This window comes from Streptomyces sp. NPDC104814 (assembly GCF_055583185.1).
This window is the reverse complement of record NZ_JBVJOL010000001.1, coordinates 1,394,734-1,409,765: the sequence shown is the minus strand read 5'-3', so window position 1 is coordinate 1,409,765 and position 15,032 is coordinate 1,394,734. Positions and strand designations below refer to the sequence as shown.

17 protein-coding genes are annotated in these 15,032 nt (G+C 71.8%); 13 read left to right on the top strand and 4 right to left on the bottom strand.

Annotated elements, in window-relative coordinates; translation table 11 throughout:
- Nucleotides 1-11 precede the first annotated feature (11 nt).
- Genes ACZ64A_RS06005 through ACZ64A_RS05990 form a run of 4 tightly spaced genes read left to right on the top strand, consistent with a single transcriptional unit; the run spans nucleotide 12 to nucleotide 2,640 of the window.
- Nucleotides 12-686: a nucleotidyltransferase family protein gene (locus ACZ64A_RS06005; RefSeq protein ID WP_469808483.1), complete on the top strand. Its 675-nt coding sequence runs from the start codon at nucleotides 12-14 to the stop codon at nucleotides 684-686.
- Nucleotides 683-928: a BON domain-containing protein gene (locus tag ACZ64A_RS06000; RefSeq protein ID WP_469808481.1), complete on the top strand. Its 246-nt coding sequence runs from the start codon at nucleotides 683-685 to the stop codon at nucleotides 926-928. Before ACZ64A_RS06005 ends, ACZ64A_RS06000 begins: the two co-directional genes overlap by 4 nt.
- Nucleotides 925-1,689, top strand: coding sequence for a metallophosphoesterase family protein (locus tag ACZ64A_RS05995; RefSeq protein WP_469808480.1), 765 nt, complete (start codon nucleotides 925-927; stop codon nucleotides 1,687-1,689). Before ACZ64A_RS06000 ends, ACZ64A_RS05995 begins: the two co-directional genes overlap by 4 nt.
- 15 nt (nucleotides 1,690-1,704) lie before the next feature.
- The gene (locus tag ACZ64A_RS05990; RefSeq protein ID WP_469808479.1) at nucleotides 1,705-2,640 is read left to right on the top strand and encodes a hypothetical protein; all 936 of its coding nucleotides are present in this window, start codon (nucleotides 1,705-1,707) and stop codon (nucleotides 2,638-2,640) included.
- Nucleotides 2,641-2,677: 37 nt separating this feature from the next.
- Here ACZ64A_RS05990 and ACZ64A_RS05985 read toward each other — a convergent pair whose 3' ends face one another.
- Together ACZ64A_RS05985 and ACZ64A_RS05980 are read right to left on the bottom strand one after the other, a co-directional pair.
- Nucleotides 2,678-3,454: a chitosanase gene (locus ACZ64A_RS05985; RefSeq protein WP_469808478.1), complete on the bottom strand. Its 777-nt coding sequence runs from the start codon at nucleotides 3,452-3,454 to the stop codon at nucleotides 2,678-2,680.
- A gap of 233 nt (nucleotides 3,455-3,687) precedes the next feature.
- Complete coding sequence (locus tag ACZ64A_RS05980; RefSeq protein ID WP_469808477.1) at nucleotides 3,688-4,401, bottom strand: ANTAR domain-containing protein; 714 nt, start codon at nucleotides 4,399-4,401, stop codon at nucleotides 3,688-3,690.
- A 136-nt stretch (nucleotides 4,402-4,537) separates the two neighbouring features.
- Between ACZ64A_RS05980 and ACZ64A_RS05975 the strand changes: the two genes are divergently transcribed.
- The 3 genes from ACZ64A_RS05975 (at nucleotide 4,538) to ACZ64A_RS05965 (ending at nucleotide 6,666) form a co-directional block, all read left to right on the top strand.
- Nucleotides 4,538-4,885 (top strand): helix-turn-helix transcriptional regulator, encoded by a 348-nt coding sequence (locus tag ACZ64A_RS05975; protein ID WP_469808476.1) that lies wholly within the window; start codon nucleotides 4,538-4,540, stop codon nucleotides 4,883-4,885.
- A gap of 115 nt (nucleotides 4,886-5,000) precedes the next feature.
- A complete protein-coding gene (locus ACZ64A_RS05970) occupies nucleotides 5,001-6,059 on the top strand; it encodes an ABC-2 transporter permease (RefSeq protein ID WP_469808474.1) in 1,059 nt (352 codons plus the stop codon).
- Between the two features lie 76 nt (nucleotides 6,060-6,135).
- Nucleotides 6,136-6,666 (top strand): DoxX family protein, encoded by a 531-nt coding sequence (locus tag ACZ64A_RS05965; RefSeq protein ID WP_469808473.1) that lies wholly within the window; start codon nucleotides 6,136-6,138, stop codon nucleotides 6,664-6,666.
- A gap of 91 nt (nucleotides 6,667-6,757) precedes the next feature.
- Here the strand turns inward: ACZ64A_RS05965 and ACZ64A_RS05960 are convergent, their stop codons facing one another.
- Entirely contained in the window at nucleotides 6,758-6,946 is a 189-nt protein-coding gene (locus ACZ64A_RS05960; RefSeq protein WP_469808472.1) for a hypothetical protein, read from the bottom strand.
- Between ACZ64A_RS05960 and ACZ64A_RS05955 the strand changes: the two genes are divergently transcribed.
- Entirely contained in the window at nucleotides 6,945-7,217 is a 273-nt protein-coding gene (locus ACZ64A_RS05955) for a MarR family winged helix-turn-helix transcriptional regulator (RefSeq protein ID WP_469808470.1), read from the top strand. The genes ACZ64A_RS05960 and ACZ64A_RS05955 overlap by 2 nt on opposite strands.
- Nucleotides 7,218-7,310: 93 nt before the next feature.
- Nucleotides 7,311-7,997: an alpha/beta fold hydrolase gene (locus ACZ64A_RS05950; RefSeq protein WP_469808469.1), complete on the top strand. Its 687-nt coding sequence runs from the start codon at nucleotides 7,311-7,313 to the stop codon at nucleotides 7,995-7,997.
- Between the two features lie 113 nt (nucleotides 7,998-8,110).
- Here ACZ64A_RS05950 and yicI read toward each other — a convergent pair whose 3' ends face one another.
- Nucleotides 8,111-10,381 (bottom strand): alpha-xylosidase, encoded by a 2,271-nt coding sequence (gene yicI / locus ACZ64A_RS05945; protein ID WP_469808468.1) that lies wholly within the window; start codon nucleotides 10,379-10,381, stop codon nucleotides 8,111-8,113.
- 227 nt (nucleotides 10,382-10,608) lie between these two features.
- On the opposite strand from yicI, the gene ACZ64A_RS05940 reads away from it, so the two are divergent.
- The 4 genes from ACZ64A_RS05940 to ACZ64A_RS05925 are packed head-to-tail and all read left to right on the top strand — an operon-like array spanning nucleotide 10,609 to nucleotide 15,030.
- Nucleotides 10,609-11,826, top strand: coding sequence for an ABC transporter substrate-binding protein (locus tag ACZ64A_RS05940; protein WP_469808466.1), 1,218 nt, complete (start codon nucleotides 10,609-10,611; stop codon nucleotides 11,824-11,826).
- A 12-nt stretch (nucleotides 11,827-11,838) separates the two neighbouring features.
- Complete coding sequence (locus ACZ64A_RS05935; protein WP_469808465.1) at nucleotides 11,839-12,786, top strand: carbohydrate ABC transporter permease; 948 nt, start codon at nucleotides 11,839-11,841, stop codon at nucleotides 12,784-12,786.
- Between the two features lie 7 nt (nucleotides 12,787-12,793).
- Nucleotides 12,794-13,630 (top strand): carbohydrate ABC transporter permease, encoded by an 837-nt coding sequence (locus ACZ64A_RS05930; RefSeq protein ID WP_469808464.1) that lies wholly within the window; start codon nucleotides 12,794-12,796, stop codon nucleotides 13,628-13,630.
- A 17-nt stretch (nucleotides 13,631-13,647) separates the two neighbouring features.
- Nucleotides 13,648-15,030 (top strand): GH1 family beta-glucosidase, encoded by a 1,383-nt coding sequence (locus ACZ64A_RS05925; protein WP_469808462.1) that lies wholly within the window; start codon nucleotides 13,648-13,650, stop codon nucleotides 15,028-15,030.
- The last annotated feature ends 2 nt before the right edge of the window (nucleotides 15,031-15,032 follow it).

Sequence of the window (15,032 nt, the reverse complement as noted above, 5' to 3'; positions counted from 1 at the left end):
AGGGAGTGGTGATGACGCAGCACGGTGACGACCCCGCCTCGGCACGGCGTGCGTCGAGCGGCGGCCTGCGGCTCGCGACAGTGCTGCCGCCCGAGGTCACCGGGGCGCAGGATCTGCCACGGGACCGTACCCAGGCCATCCTGGAGGCGACCAAACAGGTCGGCGCGCTGCTGAAACAGCAGGGCCACCGGTTCGCGCTGGCCGGCAGCGTCGCCGCGTACGCGCACGGCGCCGGCACCAATCTCCAGCACGACGCGGACTTCTGCGTCCGCGCCGAGGACGCCGACACGATCGCGGAGACCCTGCGCGAGGGCGGTCTCGAAGTGCTCGTCCCCCCGGAGGACTGGCTGCTGAAGACCGAATGCTTCGGCCAGTCCATCGACATCATCTTCGAGCTGGCGCACCGCCCCGTGACGACGGAGATGCTCGACCGGGCCGAGGAGATCCCGGTGGAGTCGGTCGTCATGCCGGTGCTGTCGGCGACGGACCTCGTCGCGAGCCTGGTCTCCGCGTTCTCCGAGCACTACTGCGACTTCGGCGCGGTCCTGCCGGTCGCCCGCGCCCTGCGCGAGAAGGTCGACTGGGAGCAGGTGCGGCGCGAGTGCGGTGAGGAGCCGATGCCCGCCGCGTTCCTCTTCCTGCTCGAACGTCTGAACGTGATCGCCCCGCAGAAGGAGCTTCCATGAGCACCATGGACTACCGCGTCGCCCATCTGCGCGAGCGCCTCGCCGAGGGGACGCTGGCCGAACTGGGCGTACAGGTCGCCGTCCACGGCGAGTCGGTCCTGGTGACGGGCACCGTGCCGTCCGCGCACTGCCGCGACGAGGTCGCGCGTCTCGTGTCCGAGGCGCTCGGCGGTCTCACGGTCCACTGCGACCTCGTCGTCGCCGAGGCGTCGTCCCCCGACCAGGCGGAGGAGCTGGCATGATCCGCATCGCAGCCGTCGGAGACATCCACATGGGCCCCGACAGCCAGGGCGTGCTGCGGCCCGCGTTCGAGACCCTGCCCGACTGCGCCGACGTGCTGTTGCTGGCCGGTGACCTGACCCGGCACGGCACGCCGGAGGAGGCCCGCGTGGTGGCGCGGGAGATCGCGGCCCTGGGCGTCCCGGTGGTCGCCGTGCTCGGCAACCACGACCACCACGACGAACGGCCCGAGGAGGTCACGGCGATCCTGAAGGACGGCGGCGCGCACGTCCTGGAGGGCGAGGAGACCGTGCTGGACTGCCCGGCGGGCCGCATCGGGGTGGCCGGCACGAAGGGGTTCGGCGGCGGCTTCGCCGGGCGCAACGCCGGGGAGTTCGGAGAACCGCTGATGAAGGAGTTCGTGCGCTACTCGCGCCGCTGCGCCGACGGGCTGCGAGGGGCGCTGGAGCGGCTCGCCGGGCAGGACTGCGCCGTACGGATCGCGCTCACCCATTTCTCCCCGGTGCCGGACACCCTCGCGGGCGAACCGCTGGAGATCTACCCCTTCCTCGGCAGCTATCTGCTGGCCGAGGCCATCGACGAGACGGGCGCGGACCTGGCGGTGCACGGGCACGCGCACGCGGGCACCGAGCACGGGATGACGAGCGGCGGGGTGCGGGTGCGCAACGTCGCCCAGCCCGTGATCGGGCGGGCGTTCCACGTCTACCACCTGCCGGCGCCGGACCGGATGCCGGCCGCCGCGGGGGCGGAACCCGCGCGCTGACGCCGGGGATGACCGGTGGACCTGGACAGCGTCGCCGACGAGCTGTACGGGCTGCGGCCGGAGGAGTTCACCGCCGCCCGCAACACCCGTGCGGCGGCGGCCCGCACGGCCGGCGACCGGACGCTGGCCGGCCGGATCGCCCGGCTGCGCCGCCCGAGCCTGTCGGCGTGGGCCGCCAATCTGCTGGTGCGCGAGCGGCCCGACGCGGTCGCACCTCTGCTGGAGCTCGGCGAGGGGCTGCGGCAGGCGCACCGCGAGCTGGACGGCGGGCAGTTGCGCGAGCTGACGCGCCGGCAGCGCTCGCTCGTCGGCGCGCTGGCCCGGCAGGCCCGGCAGCTCACCGCCGACGCCGGGCATCCGATCGGCGACGACGCCCAGCGCGAGGTGGAGGCCACGCTGCACGCCGTGCTCGCCGACCCCGAAGCGGCCCGCGAGTGGGCCGCCGGGCACCTGGTCAAACCGCTGGAGCAGCCGGTCGGATTCCCCACCGCGGGCCCGGAGGCGGTACGCCGGGCGGGCACGGCGCGGGCCCCGACCGGCCCGGCGTCCGGCACTACGGCTGAGCCGACGGCCGAGACCACGGCCGGACGGGCGTCCGCGGCGGCCCGCCGGGACAGGGCGCGGGAGGCGGAGCGGCGGCGCCGGCTGGAGCGGGCGCGCAAGGAGGCCGAGGCCGCGCAGCGGGAACTGGACGGCGCGGAGAAGGAGGCGGCGGCCGCCGCGGCGCAGGCCGACGCGGCCGGACATCGCGCGGAGGAACTGCGCGAGCGGGTGAGCGAGTTGCGTGAGCGTCTGCGGCAGGCCGAGGAGGAGCAGCGCGAGGCGCACGCCGACGAACGCGAGACCCGTGAGCGGGCCCGGTCCGCGGACCGCCGCCTGCGGGACGTGCGCCGCCACGCGATGACGGCCGCGACGAAACTGGCGGAACTGGAGGGCGCGGACGAGTCCTGACCGTGCGAGGCCGGTCAGGACCGGCCCTGCCCGCACGTCAGCCGATGTGGTAGCTGTCGCCGTAGACCTTCCAGTCCAGCGGCGGGTCGAGGTTCAGATTGCCCTGGCGCAGGAAGACCCGTTGCGCGGTGTCGACGCGGCTGGTGTCGCTGTGGGCCTCCTCCTGTTTCATGGCCCACACGCGCGCGTCGAGGAACGCGTTCAGGTAGCGCACCTCGTCGCCGCCCCGGGCGGGCGGCTCGGCATTGCGCAGGGCCCGCTTGCGGATGCCGGAGAAGCTGGTGGGGTCGTCGCCGTCACCGTGCATCACGATGGCGTCGTAGTAACAGAACTGGCCGAGGACGCGCAGCCCGTCGCTCTTGCCCTGGCGGACGGCCGGGTCGAAGTAGACACGGTCGCGTTCGTCGTTCTGCGCCTGCTGGAAGGCGCTGTCACGGGCGGCCTTGCGCCAGTCGCGGGGGAAGTCGGGGTCCAGGCCCGCGTGCGAGTCGCTGCCGTTCACACGGCGCAGGGCCGGCAGGTAGCGCGCGAGGACGTTGCCGGGCTTGCGGTCGGTGTAGAGCTGGACGAGGTCGAGCATGTCACCCGTACCGGAGCAGAATCCGATGATGCCGGCGGTGTAGCCACGGCCGTCGCCGATGTCCTCGATGTACTGGTACTGCGCCTTCCAGTCGAGCGAGGAGTTCTCCGCGCTCGAGACGAGCTTCATGGCGATCTCCTTCTTCGCCGGGTCGTCGAGCCCGCCGGCGGACGAAGGGGCCGCCGCGGCCCGGGAGATGCCGAAGAAGGATGCTGCGGTGAGAGCGCCGGTCATGCCGAGAAGCGTACGCCGACGCAGACCGGGCTCAGGGCGGGGATGCGACACGGAGACTCCAAGTGAAGGTGGGGGGTGGGGAGTTGAACCGTGATGCCACTGATAGGAAGGTTTACTATCAGACCGCTCGCACCGTAACCCGCCGACGACGAACTTCGTACGATCCGCCAAAGCGGCCCCCGGGCACGCGGGGGCGCAGAGCCGCAAGGCCGCAGGCCGCCCGGGGCCCGGAGTTACTTCGGCGCGGGACCGGTGGTGATCTTGGCTACCGCTGCCGCCAGGTGCTGTTGCGTGGCTTCGGGCAGGGGGTCGCCGTGGACCGCGTCGACCAGGTCCCTGGCCAGGTGGTGGAGCTTGGTATTGGTGTTCTGGGAGGCCGTGACCAGCACCGTCCAGGCGTCCTCCGCGCTGAGCCCGAAGGACGCCATCAGGATGCCGCGGGCCAGGTCGATCAGCGGGCGGGTCTGCATCGCCCGGCGCAGTTGCACGACCTCGGCACGCAGGTCCTCCAGGGCGTCGTCACCCGTCGACGTGGACTCCCCCGCGTCGTCGTCCATGACGAACAGCGCGAGCGCGCCGGTCAGTTCCATCAGCCGCAGGACCGCGGGGGCGGCCCCGCCGAGGACGAGCGCCTTCCCCTCGTCGAGGGCGCGACGCCGGTGCGTCAGCAGCACATTGAGCGCCGAGCAGTCGCAGAAGTCGACACCGGACAGGTCCAGTTCGACATCGCCGGCGGACAGCGCCAGCGCGGAGCGCAGCGCACGGTCCAGCGCGTCGTCGGCGTCGAGGTCGAGATCCCCGCGCACCGTGACCCGTACCCACTCGCCCTCGGGGCGTACGTCGATGAGCGGCAGACGCCGTGGACGCGCCGGAGACACACCCGTCCTGACCGTGTACGTGAGGCCGTCCCCGACGAAGGACCGCTCCTCGTCCACAGGCTCCGGCATGACCGCCTCCGCCTCCCCCGGTCAGTGATGACCGTCTCTCGCTCCAGGCTCCCCCGAGCACAGCAACCCGTCAACCTATACATGAAAGCTACTTCAGGTTTTTGTATACACGAAGCAGAAGCCGTACAATCGCCCCATGGAGGGAGTGCCTGAGTCGCATACCGGGTGGACGTTCCTGACCAATCACGCCCGGGTCCTGGCGGCCATCGCAGACAATCACAGCGCGCGCATCCGCGACATAGCGGCGCACTGCCGGCTGACGGAACGCGCCGTGCAGAAGATCATCGCCGATCTGGAGCAGGACGGCTACCTCTCGCACACCCGCGAGGGCCGGGGCAACGTCTACAGCATCGATCCCTCCCAGGTGCTGCGACACCCTGCCGAAGCCGGGCTGACCGTCGCCTCGCTGCTCTCGCTGCTGGTGCAGGACGAGGCGGACCGCTTTCGGTTGCCCGGCGCGACGCAGACGGCGGAGAGCGGCTGACCTTCGCCCCCGGCCGCCGACGCCGTGCGTGCGGCCCCCTCCAATGCACTGCCACCTCGTGCCGGTTCGTCCCGGATGTGTCAGGGTCGTGCCTGGTGGAGGGAGGGTGCGCGCGATGGCCGACACGCCCCACGGCGACCACGGCAGGCCGCCGACACCTGCGCAGCGCTGGGCCGCGTTCCGGCACTCCCCGTTGCTGCCGGCGACCGTGCTGGCGCTGATCCTTGCCGCGGCCGCCGGGCTGTTCGCGGGCTCCTACACGTACTCGATGGCCAACCCCACCCCGCACTCGATCCCCTCGGCCGTCGTCGGCTCCTACCAGCAGGCCCGGGGCCGGGCCTTCCTGGACGGCATGGAGAAGGCGCTGAACGCCTCGGTGAAGGTGCACACCTACGGCACCGTCGCCCAGGCCCGGCAGGCACTCGACGAACAGAAGGTGTTCGCGATCTTCGACGTGCACGGGGACGGGCGCAGCGTGACGCTGAACGTCTCCGGCGCGTCGGGCGCCTCCGTGGCGCAGGTGCTGTCCGAAACCGCGCCCGCGGTGGGTCGCGCGACAGGGGTCGCCGTCATCGTGCGGGACATCAAGCCCTTGCAGGAGGGTGATCCGCGCGGGCTGGCCATCTTCTACATCTCGCTGGCGGCCGTGATCATCGGTTTCGTCGGGGCGATCCAGCTGAGCGTGCACGCTCGGGCGCTCACCCCGGTGGAGCGGATCGCGTTCACCATCGGCTACGCCCTGCTCGGCGGTTTCGCGATCGCCGCCGTCGTGGACTGGCTGCTCGACGCCGTCCATCTGCCGTTCCTGGAGTCGTGGCTGATCCTCGCGCTGACGATGTTCGCGTCCGGCATGGTCTTCACGATGTTCAACACCCTGATCGGCCGCTGGGCCATGCTGCCGACGTGGGGACTGATGGTGCTGCTGGGCAACCCTTCGTCCGGTGGCGCGGTCTCCTGGCCGCTGCTGCCCTCGCCGCTCGGTGTGATCGGCCGCTGGCTGCCGCCCGGCGCCTCGGTGAGCGCCCAGCACACGGCCGTGTACTTCGCCGGGCACCAGCACGCGTTCCCCTTCCTGGTGCTCGCCGGGTGGGCGCTGCTGTCGTGCGCGGTGTTCTGGACCTGGCGGCACCGGCATCCCGGCAGCCGCGAACGCCGACCCGCCCATGCGGCGTGACGAGGGGCGCGCGCATGGGCCTGTCCGCCGCCGGGAACCCGGCGATCACTGCCCGTCGAACCATTGGAGAGTTGCCATGAGTGTGCTGCGCCTTGTCGGCCGTCCCCTGCTCGCGTCCATGTTCGTCTCCGGCGGCCTGAACTCGCTGCGCTCCCCCGAGAAGGTCGCCCCGGCCGCGGAGCCCGTGGTCGGCCCGATCAAGGAACGGGTACCGCTGCTGCCCGAGCGCACCGAGCAGGCCGTACGGCTGAGCGGCGCGGTGCAGGTGGTGGGCGGGCTCATGCTGGCCACCGGGCGCATGCCCCGGCTGGCGGCGCTGGCGATCGCCGGGACGCTGGTGCCGACCACGCTCGCCGGGCACCGCTTCTGGGAGGCGGACGACCCCGGGCAGCGGGCGCAGCAGCGCATCCACTTCCTGAAGAACCTGTCCATGCTGGGCGGGCTGCTCATCGCGGCCGACGACACCGGCAGCGCACCGTCGCTGCTGTGGCGCAGCCGGCACGGCGCCCGGGACCTGAGCCGTGAGGCCCACCTGGTGCGCCGCACCGCCCGCGCGACGGCCCGTCCGGCGGCGACCGCGGGTGCCCTGCGCGCCAAGGTGCGCTGACGCCTCCTCGACGACACCCCCTCGGTGACACCCCCTCGGTGACATCCCCTCAGTGACACCCGCGGTGACACGGCCCCTCGGCGACGCCTCCTCAGCGGCGCCGTAGGACCCGCTCGGCGAACTCCACGGACTGTGCGAACACCTCCTCCACGACGGCGTCCGGCACCCGGTCCACGGCTGCGTGACCGAGGAGCAGCGCCTCCGGGGTGTGCGCCGCGGCGCCGGTGAGGCTGCTCGCGGACGCCCGCCGCTGGTTCGAGGACGCGCTCTTCGCCGGCATGCGCGCGGCCGGCGAGCAGCCGGTCACCAGCGCCCAGGGCCTGGTCTTCGCCAGCCTCGATCCGGAGGGCACCACGGTGTCCGACCTCGCGCGCCGGATCGGGGTGACCCGGCAGACCGCCCACCAGGCCGTGCACGGCCTGGTCGTGCTGGGGCTGCTGGAGCAGGTGCCCGACCCCGCCTCCGCGCGCACCCGGCTGATCCGCATCACCCCGGAGGGCGAGCGGGTGCACGCCCGCGCCCAGGCCGTCCTCGCCGACGGCTGCCGCTAGAGGACTCCCCCTTGACCGTTCTTCGTCGACGGTTCCTTCTGCGGACAGCGAATTCCGGGCCGGGTGCGGCCGCTCCGGGGCTAGCCTCCGGGCATGGTGGATCACCGCACGATCGTCGTGAACGGCATCCGGCTCGCCTACCAGGTGTCCGGGCCGCGGGAGGCGCGACCCGCCGTGCTGCTGCACGCGCTCGGCGAGGACGCCCGCAGCTGGCACGCGGTGGCGCGGGCGCTCGCCAGCGGCCGGCGGGTGTACGCCCTGGATCTGCGCGGGCACGGCCGCAGCGCGTGGCCCGGGACCTACTCGCTGGAGCTGATGGCGTCCGACGTGCTCGGTTTCCTCGACGCCCTCGCGCTCGGTGCGGTGGACCTGGTCGGGCACTCGCTGGGCGGGGTCGTCGCCCATCTGCTGGCGCAGCGGCATCCGCACCGCGTGACGCGGCTGGTACTGGAGGACGTGCCCGCGCCGCTGCCCCGGAAGCCGGCCGTTCCGGTCCGTCCGGAGGGCGAACTCGGCTTCGACTGGGACATGGTGACGGCCGTGCGACCGCAGCTCGACACGCCCGATCCGGCCTGGCTGGACCGGCTGAGCGCGATCACCGCCCCGACGCTCGTCGTGGCGGGCGGACCGGCCAGCCACGTCCCGCAGGACGGCGTGGCGGAGCTGGCCCGGCGCATCCCGCACGCCCGGATGATCACGATCCCGGTCGGTCACATGGTCCACGACGAGGCACCCGAGGACTTCACCCGGGCCGTCGCGGAGTTCCTCTCGGAGCCCTGACCCCGCGGCGGAAGCAGTCAGCGCGGACCTGCCCGAGCCCGAGCCTTCCCGCGGGGGCGTACGGTCCCGCCCCCTACGGCGCCGCCGCGCAGGCCGCCCGCAGTCCGCACCGCTCAGCCCAGCGGTACGGTCACCTCGCCCGCGCCGGTCGCGCTCGCGCCGCCCGCCACCGTCACCGTGAACCGCCGGTCCGTGCCGTGTGCGGTGACGCGCAGCCGGTCGCCGTCGCGCCGCACGGTGAACGTGGCCGCCGGGGTGCCGGCCGGGTCGGGCACGGTGACCTCGGCGCGGTAACCGGGTTCGGCGGTGGGATGGACGAGCAGCGTCGGCGTGTCCAGCCAGTCGCCGTCGGGCCGGCTGTCGTCCGACGCCAGCGGCAGGACGGCGCCCTCGCGGACGTACAGCGGCAGGCTGTCGTAGCCGTGCCGCTCGGTGCGCCAGGCCGGGCCGGTGACGCGCTCGCCGGTCAGCAGGTGGGTCCAGGTGCCGGCGGGCAGGTAGACCTCGACCTCGCCGTCCGCGGTGAAGACCGGGGCGACCAGCAGGTCGGGGCCCAGCAGGTACTGGCGGTCCAGCGGGCGGCACGCCGGGTCGTGCGGGAACTCCAGGACCATCGGGCGCATCACCGGCACACCGGTGCGGTGGGCCTCGACGGCGGCGCCGTACAGGTACGGCATGAGGCGGTGCTTGAGCAGGGTGAAGCGGCGGGTGACCTCGACCGCTTCCTCGCCGAAGCGCCAGGGCACCCGGTAGGAGTCGGAGCCGTGCAGCCTGCTGTGCGAGGAGAGCAGGCCGAAGGCGAGCCAGCGCTTGAAGACGGCCGGGTCGGGGGTGCCCTCGAAGCCGCCGATGTCGTGGCTCCAGAAGCCGAAGCCGCTCAGCGACAGGGACAGCCCGCCGCGCAGCGACTCGGCCATGGCCTCGAAGGACGACCAGCAGTCGCCGCCCCAGTGCACCGGGTACTGCTGGCCGCCCGCGGTCGCCGAGCGGGCGAACAGCACGGCCTCTCCCTGACCGCGCTCCTTCTCCAGCAGCTCGAAGACGGTCCGGTTGTACAGGTGCGTGTAGTAGTTGTGCATGCGCCGCGGGTCGGAGCCGTCGTGCCAGACGACGTCGGTGGGGATGCGCTCGCCGAAGTCGGTCTTGAAGCAGTCCACGCCCTGGTCGAGCAGCGCCTTGAGCTTGCCCTGGAACCAGGTGCGGGCGTCGGGGCGGGTGAAGTCGACCAGGCCCATGCCGGCCTGCCACAGGTCCCACTGCCAGACGTCGCCGTCCGGGCGGCGCACCAGGTGGCCGAGGCGTGCCGCTTCCTCGAAGAGCGGCGACTTCTGCGCGATGTAGGGGTTGATCCAGGCGCTGACTTTCAGGCCCTTGGACTTCAGCCGGGCCAGCATGCCCTCCGGGTCGGGGAAGACCTCGGGGTCCCACTCGAAGTCGCACCACTGGTACTCGCGCATCCAGAAGCAGTCGAAGTGGAAGACCGACAGCGGGATGCCGCGCTCGGCCATGCCGTCGACGAAGGACGTCACCGTCGCCTCGTCGTAGTCGGTGGTGAAGGACGTGGTCAGCCACAGGCCGAAGGACCAGGCGGGCGGCAGGGCGGGCCGGCCGGTCAGGGCGGTGTAGCGGGTGAGGACGTCCTTGGGGGTGGGGCCGGCGACGACGTAGTACTCGATCGTCTGGTCCTCGACGCTGAACTGCACCTGCCCCACGGACTCGGAGCCGACCTCGAAGGAGACGGCGCCGGGGTGGTTGACGAAGACGCCGTAGCCGCGTGAGGAGAGGTAGAACGGGATGTTCTTGTACGCCTGCTCGCTGCTGGTGCCGCCGTCGGCCTGCCAGATGTCGACGACCTGGCCGTTCTTGACGTACGGCGTGAAGCGCTCCCCCAGGCCGTAGATCTGCTCGCCGACGCCGAGGGCGAGCTGCGTGAGGACGTGGTGGGCACCGTCGTCGGTGGTGGCGAAGGCGGTGCCCTTGCGGCCGGCACGGGTCAGCTCCCGGCCGTCGGCGTCGTGGAAGCTCAGCGTCCACGGGGCGGACCGGTCCAGGCGCAGGGTGAGCGGGCCGCTGGTCAGCTCGGTGAGCGTGCCGTCGTCGCGCACCGCGCCGGCGCCGCCGGGGTCGGCGGCGAGCGCGAAGCCGGGGCCCGGGTCGCGCCTGCCCGCGTGATGGGTGACGCGCACGCCGATGACGCCCTCGGCGGGCGAGAAGCAGTCGACCGTGAGGAGCGGCGCGTTGAGCGTGTCTCCTCTGCGGGTCACCTTCTGCACGGTGGCGGAGGCAGTGAAGCGCTTCGATTGTACGCGCACATCGCGCACCTCGGTGGCGTACGCGATGCGGACGCCGTCACGGATGCGCCAGAAGCCGTCGGTGAACTTCATGGTCTTCCTCGCAGGGAGAGGCGGAGGTCGAAAGGGGGTCGCACTGAGCGTCGCCCGAGGGTTCGGATCGTACATAAAACCGGGCGGCAGCGGGGGTCTCGGTAGAGGCGGCCGGAGATTGACCACGCCGGAGGTCTGGCGCCGGAGCCAGGATTGCCGTATTAGTCATCGCAGAAAACAAACGCGTCCGGCAAGGTGGCCGGGCGGACGACAGCAAGGTCCACCCTATGTCGAAGCGCTTCAACAACTCGCTCGCCGCGGCGTTGGTGCTGCTCGCCGGCACGGCCCTGACCGGATGCGGCCAGCAGCGCGACAGCGGTGTCTACACCGTCCTGAACTCCTCGACCGACGAGTCGTACCACCGCTGGGACGCCCAGGCGATGGCCCGCTGCAGCGAGCGGCTGGGGGTGACGATCAAGCAGCAGAGCGTCCCGGCCGCGCAGGTGATGACCAAGGCCCTGCGCATGGCGTCCTCGAAGTCGCTGCCGGACATCGTGCAGTTCGACGCCTCCGAGATGCCCACCTTCGCCGAGGCCGGCGGGCTGACCGACCTGCGCACGCTCGGCCTGAGCACCGACGGCGTCCCGCAGGGCATCGTGAACTTCGGGTCGTACCGCGGCACGTACTACGGCGCGGCCCGCTCGGTGAACACGCTCGCGCTGTTCTACAACAAGGACCTTCTCGCCGAGGCCGGCCTGAAGGTGCCCGCCACCTGGGACGAGCTGCGCGCGACGGCGAAGAAGCTCACCGCCGGCAAGCGCTACGGCATCGCCCTCAGCGCGGGCGGCGCGGAGGACGGCGTCTTCCAGTTCACGCCGTTCATGTGGTCCAACGGCGGTGACGAGACCCGGCTGGACGGGCCGAAGGTCGTGCAGGCCCTGGACTTCTGGAAGGCCCTGCTGAAGGACGGCTCGCTGTCGAAGTCGACGGTCGGCTGGACGCAGGCGGACGTCAACGACCAGTTCATGGCGGGCAACGCCGCCATGATGATCAACGGTCCCTGGCAGGTCGAGACGCTCAACACCAAGAAGTCGCTGCACTGGGGCATCGCGCGGATCCCGGTGCCGAGGGCCGGTGAGAAGTCCGTGGGCCCGCTCGGCGGCGCGGTGCTGACCGTGCCGAACACCGGCGACACGGCCCGGGAGAGGACGGCCGGGCGGGTCGTCGCCTGTCTGTCGAGCGAGAAGGAGCAGCTCACCTACGCGCTCAACAGCTGGATGGTCCCCGCCGACGCCAGGGCCGCCGCCGTCTGGCGCACACGGGTGCCGGAGCTGGGCGCGCTCGCCGACCAGGTCGCCCAGGCCCGCTCGCGGACCGCCGAGCTCGGCGCCGGCTGGTCGGGCGTGTCACTGGCCCTGCAGAGCGCCTTCCAGTCCGCCCTGACCGGGCAGTCCAGCGAGTCCGCCCTGAAGCACGCCCAGCAGCGGGCCACGAGCGGGAACTGAGGTACGCGTTCCATGACCACGTCCACCATCACCGCCCCGGCGCCCTCCGCGGCCCGTCCGCAGGCCGCCGCGCCGGGTTCACGCGGGCTGCGGCAGCGGCTCGCGCAGTGGGGGTTTGTCGCCCCCGCCGTCGTCTTCATGCTGCTGTTCTTCGGCTACCCGCTGGTGCGCAACGTCGTGATGAGCTTCCAGCACTACACGCCGAAGACGTTCTTCACCGGCGAGGCTCCCTTCAACGGTGCCGACAACTGGTCGCACGTCTTCAAGGACGCCCTGTTCGGCAAGGCGCTGTGGCACACGCTCGTCTTCACGGCCGGCTCGCTGCTCGGGCAGTTCGGCATCGGCCTCGCCCTCGCGGTGTTCTTCAACCGGCGTTTCCCGCTGGGCGGCGTCCTGCGGTCGCTGATCCTGCTGCCGTGGCTGGTGCCCATGGTGGTGTCCGGCATCGTATGGCGGCGCATTCTCGACCAGGACACGGGTGTGTTGAACACCTTCTTGGACACGATCGGACTCGGCGGCCACACTCCATGGTTGACCAGTCCGCACATGGCCCTGCTGTCGGTCATTGCCGTCAACATCTGGATCGGCATCCCGTTCAACATGGTCATTCTGTACGGCGGTCTGCAGGAGATCCCCAAGGATCTGTACGAGGCGGCTTCTCTTGACGGTGCGTCGGCATGGCGGACGTTCCGGTCCGTCACCTGGCCGATGCTCAAGCCGGTCGTCACCGTCGTCCTGGTCCTGGGTTTCATGTCGACGGTCAAGATCCTCGACCTGATCCTCGCCCTGACCGACGGCGGTCCCGCCGACGCGACGCAGACCCTGGGCACGCTCACCTACCAGAACTCCTTCGTGCAGCTGGACTTCGGTGCGGGCGCGGTGGTCGGCAACGTGCTGATCCTGATCTCCGCGGTGTTCGCGGTGTTCTATCTGCGGGCCAACCGCACCGAGGGGAAGTGACGAGACGATGGCCACCGAGACCACCGCGCGGCCGAGCACCGCGAAGCGCCACTGGGGCTCCACCGCCGTGGGCCTGCTGGTGCTGTGCGTGATGCTGTTCCCGCTGTACTGGATGCTCAACACCGCGCTGCAGCCGCAGGCCGGGCTGCTGGAGGTGGATCCGGTGCCGCACGGGCTGGACCTGTCCGGCTTCTCCAAGGCACTCGGCGACCAGGGCGGGCACCTGCTGACCTCGCTGGTGGTGTCCCTGGGCGCCGTCGTGATCTGCCTGGCCGTCGCCGCCCCGGCCGCCTACGGGCTCGCCCGGTTCCGGCTGCGCGGCAGCCGCGGCATCGTGTTCGGCACGCTGATCACACAGATGGTGCCGGGGATCGTCATCGCCAACGCCCTGTACAACAGCTACGTCGATCTGGGCCTGGTCAACTCCTACGCCGGCCTGATGCTGGCGGACGCCTCGCTCGGCATCCCCTTCTCCATCGTGCTGATGCGCTCGTTCATGGTGTCCATCCCCGGCGAGGTCGTCGAGGCCGCGCAACTGGACGGGGCCGGCCGGCTGCGGACGTTCGTCCAGGTGGTCCTGCCGATGAGCCGCAACGCGCTGATCACCTCGGGGCTGTTCGCGTTCCTGTTCTCCTGGAGCGACTTCATGTTCGCGCTCACGCTGAACACCACCGACGACGTCAAGCCGGTCACGCTCGGCATCTACCAGTACATCGGGGCGCACGTCGGCGACTGGGGCTCGGTGATGGCCGCATCCGTGCTGTCCGCGGTCCCCGCGGCGATCCTGCTCGTCCTCGCCCAGAAGTACATCGCCGCCGGGATCACCGGCGGTTCCGTCAAGTGACCGCGAAAGCCTCCCCCATGACCGACTTCCCCCGTTTCCCGCCCGGCTTCGTCCTCGGCGCCGCGACCGCCTCGTACCAGATCGAGGGCGCCGCCCATGAGGACGGCCGCGGTCCCTCCATCTGGGACACCTACAGCCACACCCCCGGACGGACCACGAACGGCGACACCGGCGACATCGCCTGCGACCACTACCACCGCTACGCCGAGGACGTGGCGCTGCTGCGCGGCCTCGGCGTGGACTCCTACCGCTTCTCGATCGCCTGGCCGCGGATCGTGCCGGACGGCTCGGGCCCGGTGAACCCCAAGGGGCTGGACTTCTACGACCGCCTGGTCGACGAGCTGCTCGCGGCCGGGATCGAGCCGGCGGCCACCCTCTACCACTGGGACCTGCCGCAGGCGCTGGAGGACCGGGGCGGCTGGCGGATGCGCGCGAGCGCCGAGCACTTCGCCGCGTACACGGCCGCGGTCGCCGAGCGCCTCGGGGACCGCGTGCCGCGCTGGATCACCCTCAACGAGCCGTGGTGCAGCGCGTTCCTCGGCTACGCGGTAGGCCGCCACGCGCCCGGCGCCCGGGAGGGCCGCGGCGCGCTGGCCGCCGCCCACCATCTGCTGGTCGGCCACGGGCTGGCGGTACAGGCGCTGCGGGCGGCCGGGGTGCGGGAGGTGGGCATCACGCTCAACCTGGACCGCAACCTGCCGGCCTCCCCCGGCTCCCCTGCCGACCGGGCGGCGGTGCTGCGCGCGGACACCCAGCACAACCTGGTGTGGACGGAGCCGCTGTTCGCGGGCCGCTACCCGGCGAGCGAGGAGGAGACCTGGGGCGAGCTGATCACGGGTCAGGACTTCCGCCGCGACGGCGACCTGGAGCTGATCGGACAGCCGCTGGACTTCCTCGGCATCAACTACTACCGGCCGATCGTGATCGCCGACGCCCCCTACCAGGAGCCCGACCCCGCCCGGCGCGTGGCGACGGACAACCGGTACGCGGAGGTCAGGCTGGAGGGCGTGCGGCACACGGCGATGGACTGGCCGGTCGCGCCGGACACCTTCACCGACCTGCTGGTGGATCTGAAGAAGCGCTACGGCGCGGCGCTGCCGCCGGTGCACATCACGGAGAACGGCTCCGCTGAGCACGACGAGGCGGGCGACGACGGCGCGGTGCACGACACGGACCGGGTGGCCTATCTGCGCGACCATCTCGGCGCGCTGCGGGCCGCGATCGACGCGGGCGTGGACGTGCGCGGGTACTACGTGTGGTCCCTGCTGGACAACTTCGAGTGGGCGCACGGCTACGGCAAGCGGTTCGGCATCGTCCGCGTCGACTACGACACGCAACGGCGCACGCCGAAGGACAGCTACCGCTGGTACCGGGAGTTCATCGCCGCGCAGCGCGACTGAGC

What these genes read in the sequence shown, in the direction of transcription:
- ACZ64A_RS06005 (WP_469808483.1), top strand. Translation starts at nt 12, where the DNA reads ATGACGCAGCACGGTGACGACCCCGCCTCGGCACGGCGTGCGTCGAGC.
- ACZ64A_RS06000 (WP_469808481.1), top strand. Translation starts at nt 683, where the DNA reads ATGAGCACCATGGACTACCGCGTCGCCCATCTGCGCGAGCGCCTCGCC.
- ACZ64A_RS05995 (WP_469808480.1), top strand. Translation starts at nt 925, where the DNA reads ATGATCCGCATCGCAGCCGTCGGAGACATCCACATGGGCCCCGACAGC.
- ACZ64A_RS05985 (WP_469808478.1), bottom strand. Translation starts at nt 3,454, where the DNA reads ATGACCGGCGCTCTCACCGCAGCATCCTTCTTCGGCATCTCCCGGGCC.
- ACZ64A_RS05980 (WP_469808477.1), bottom strand. Translation starts at nt 4,401, where the DNA reads ATGCCGGAGCCTGTGGACGAGGAGCGGTCCTTCGTCGGGGACGGCCTC.
- ACZ64A_RS05975 (WP_469808476.1), top strand. Translation starts at nt 4,538, where the DNA reads ATGGAGGGAGTGCCTGAGTCGCATACCGGGTGGACGTTCCTGACCAAT.
- ACZ64A_RS05970 (WP_469808474.1), top strand. Translation starts at nt 5,001, where the DNA reads ATGGCCGACACGCCCCACGGCGACCACGGCAGGCCGCCGACACCTGCG.
- ACZ64A_RS05965 (WP_469808473.1), top strand. Translation starts at nt 6,136, where the DNA reads ATGAGTGTGCTGCGCCTTGTCGGCCGTCCCCTGCTCGCGTCCATGTTC.
- ACZ64A_RS05955 (WP_469808470.1), top strand. Translation starts at nt 6,945, where the DNA reads ATGCGCGCGGCCGGCGAGCAGCCGGTCACCAGCGCCCAGGGCCTGGTC.
- ACZ64A_RS05960 (WP_469808472.1), bottom strand. Translation starts at nt 6,946, where the DNA reads ATGCCGGCGAAGAGCGCGTCCTCGAACCAGCGGCGGGCGTCCGCGAGC.
- ACZ64A_RS05950 (WP_469808469.1), top strand. Translation starts at nt 7,311, where the DNA reads ATGGTGGATCACCGCACGATCGTCGTGAACGGCATCCGGCTCGCCTAC.
- yicI (WP_469808468.1), bottom strand. Translation starts at nt 10,381, where the DNA reads ATGAAGTTCACCGACGGCTTCTGGCGCATCCGTGACGGCGTCCGCATC.
- ACZ64A_RS05940 (WP_469808466.1), top strand. Translation starts at nt 10,609, where the DNA reads ATGTCGAAGCGCTTCAACAACTCGCTCGCCGCGGCGTTGGTGCTGCTC.
- ACZ64A_RS05935 (WP_469808465.1), top strand. Translation starts at nt 11,839, where the DNA reads ATGACCACGTCCACCATCACCGCCCCGGCGCCCTCCGCGGCCCGTCCG.
- ACZ64A_RS05930 (WP_469808464.1), top strand. Translation starts at nt 12,794, where the DNA reads ATGGCCACCGAGACCACCGCGCGGCCGAGCACCGCGAAGCGCCACTGG.
- ACZ64A_RS05925 (WP_469808462.1), top strand. Translation starts at nt 13,648, where the DNA reads ATGACCGACTTCCCCCGTTTCCCGCCCGGCTTCGTCCTCGGCGCCGCG.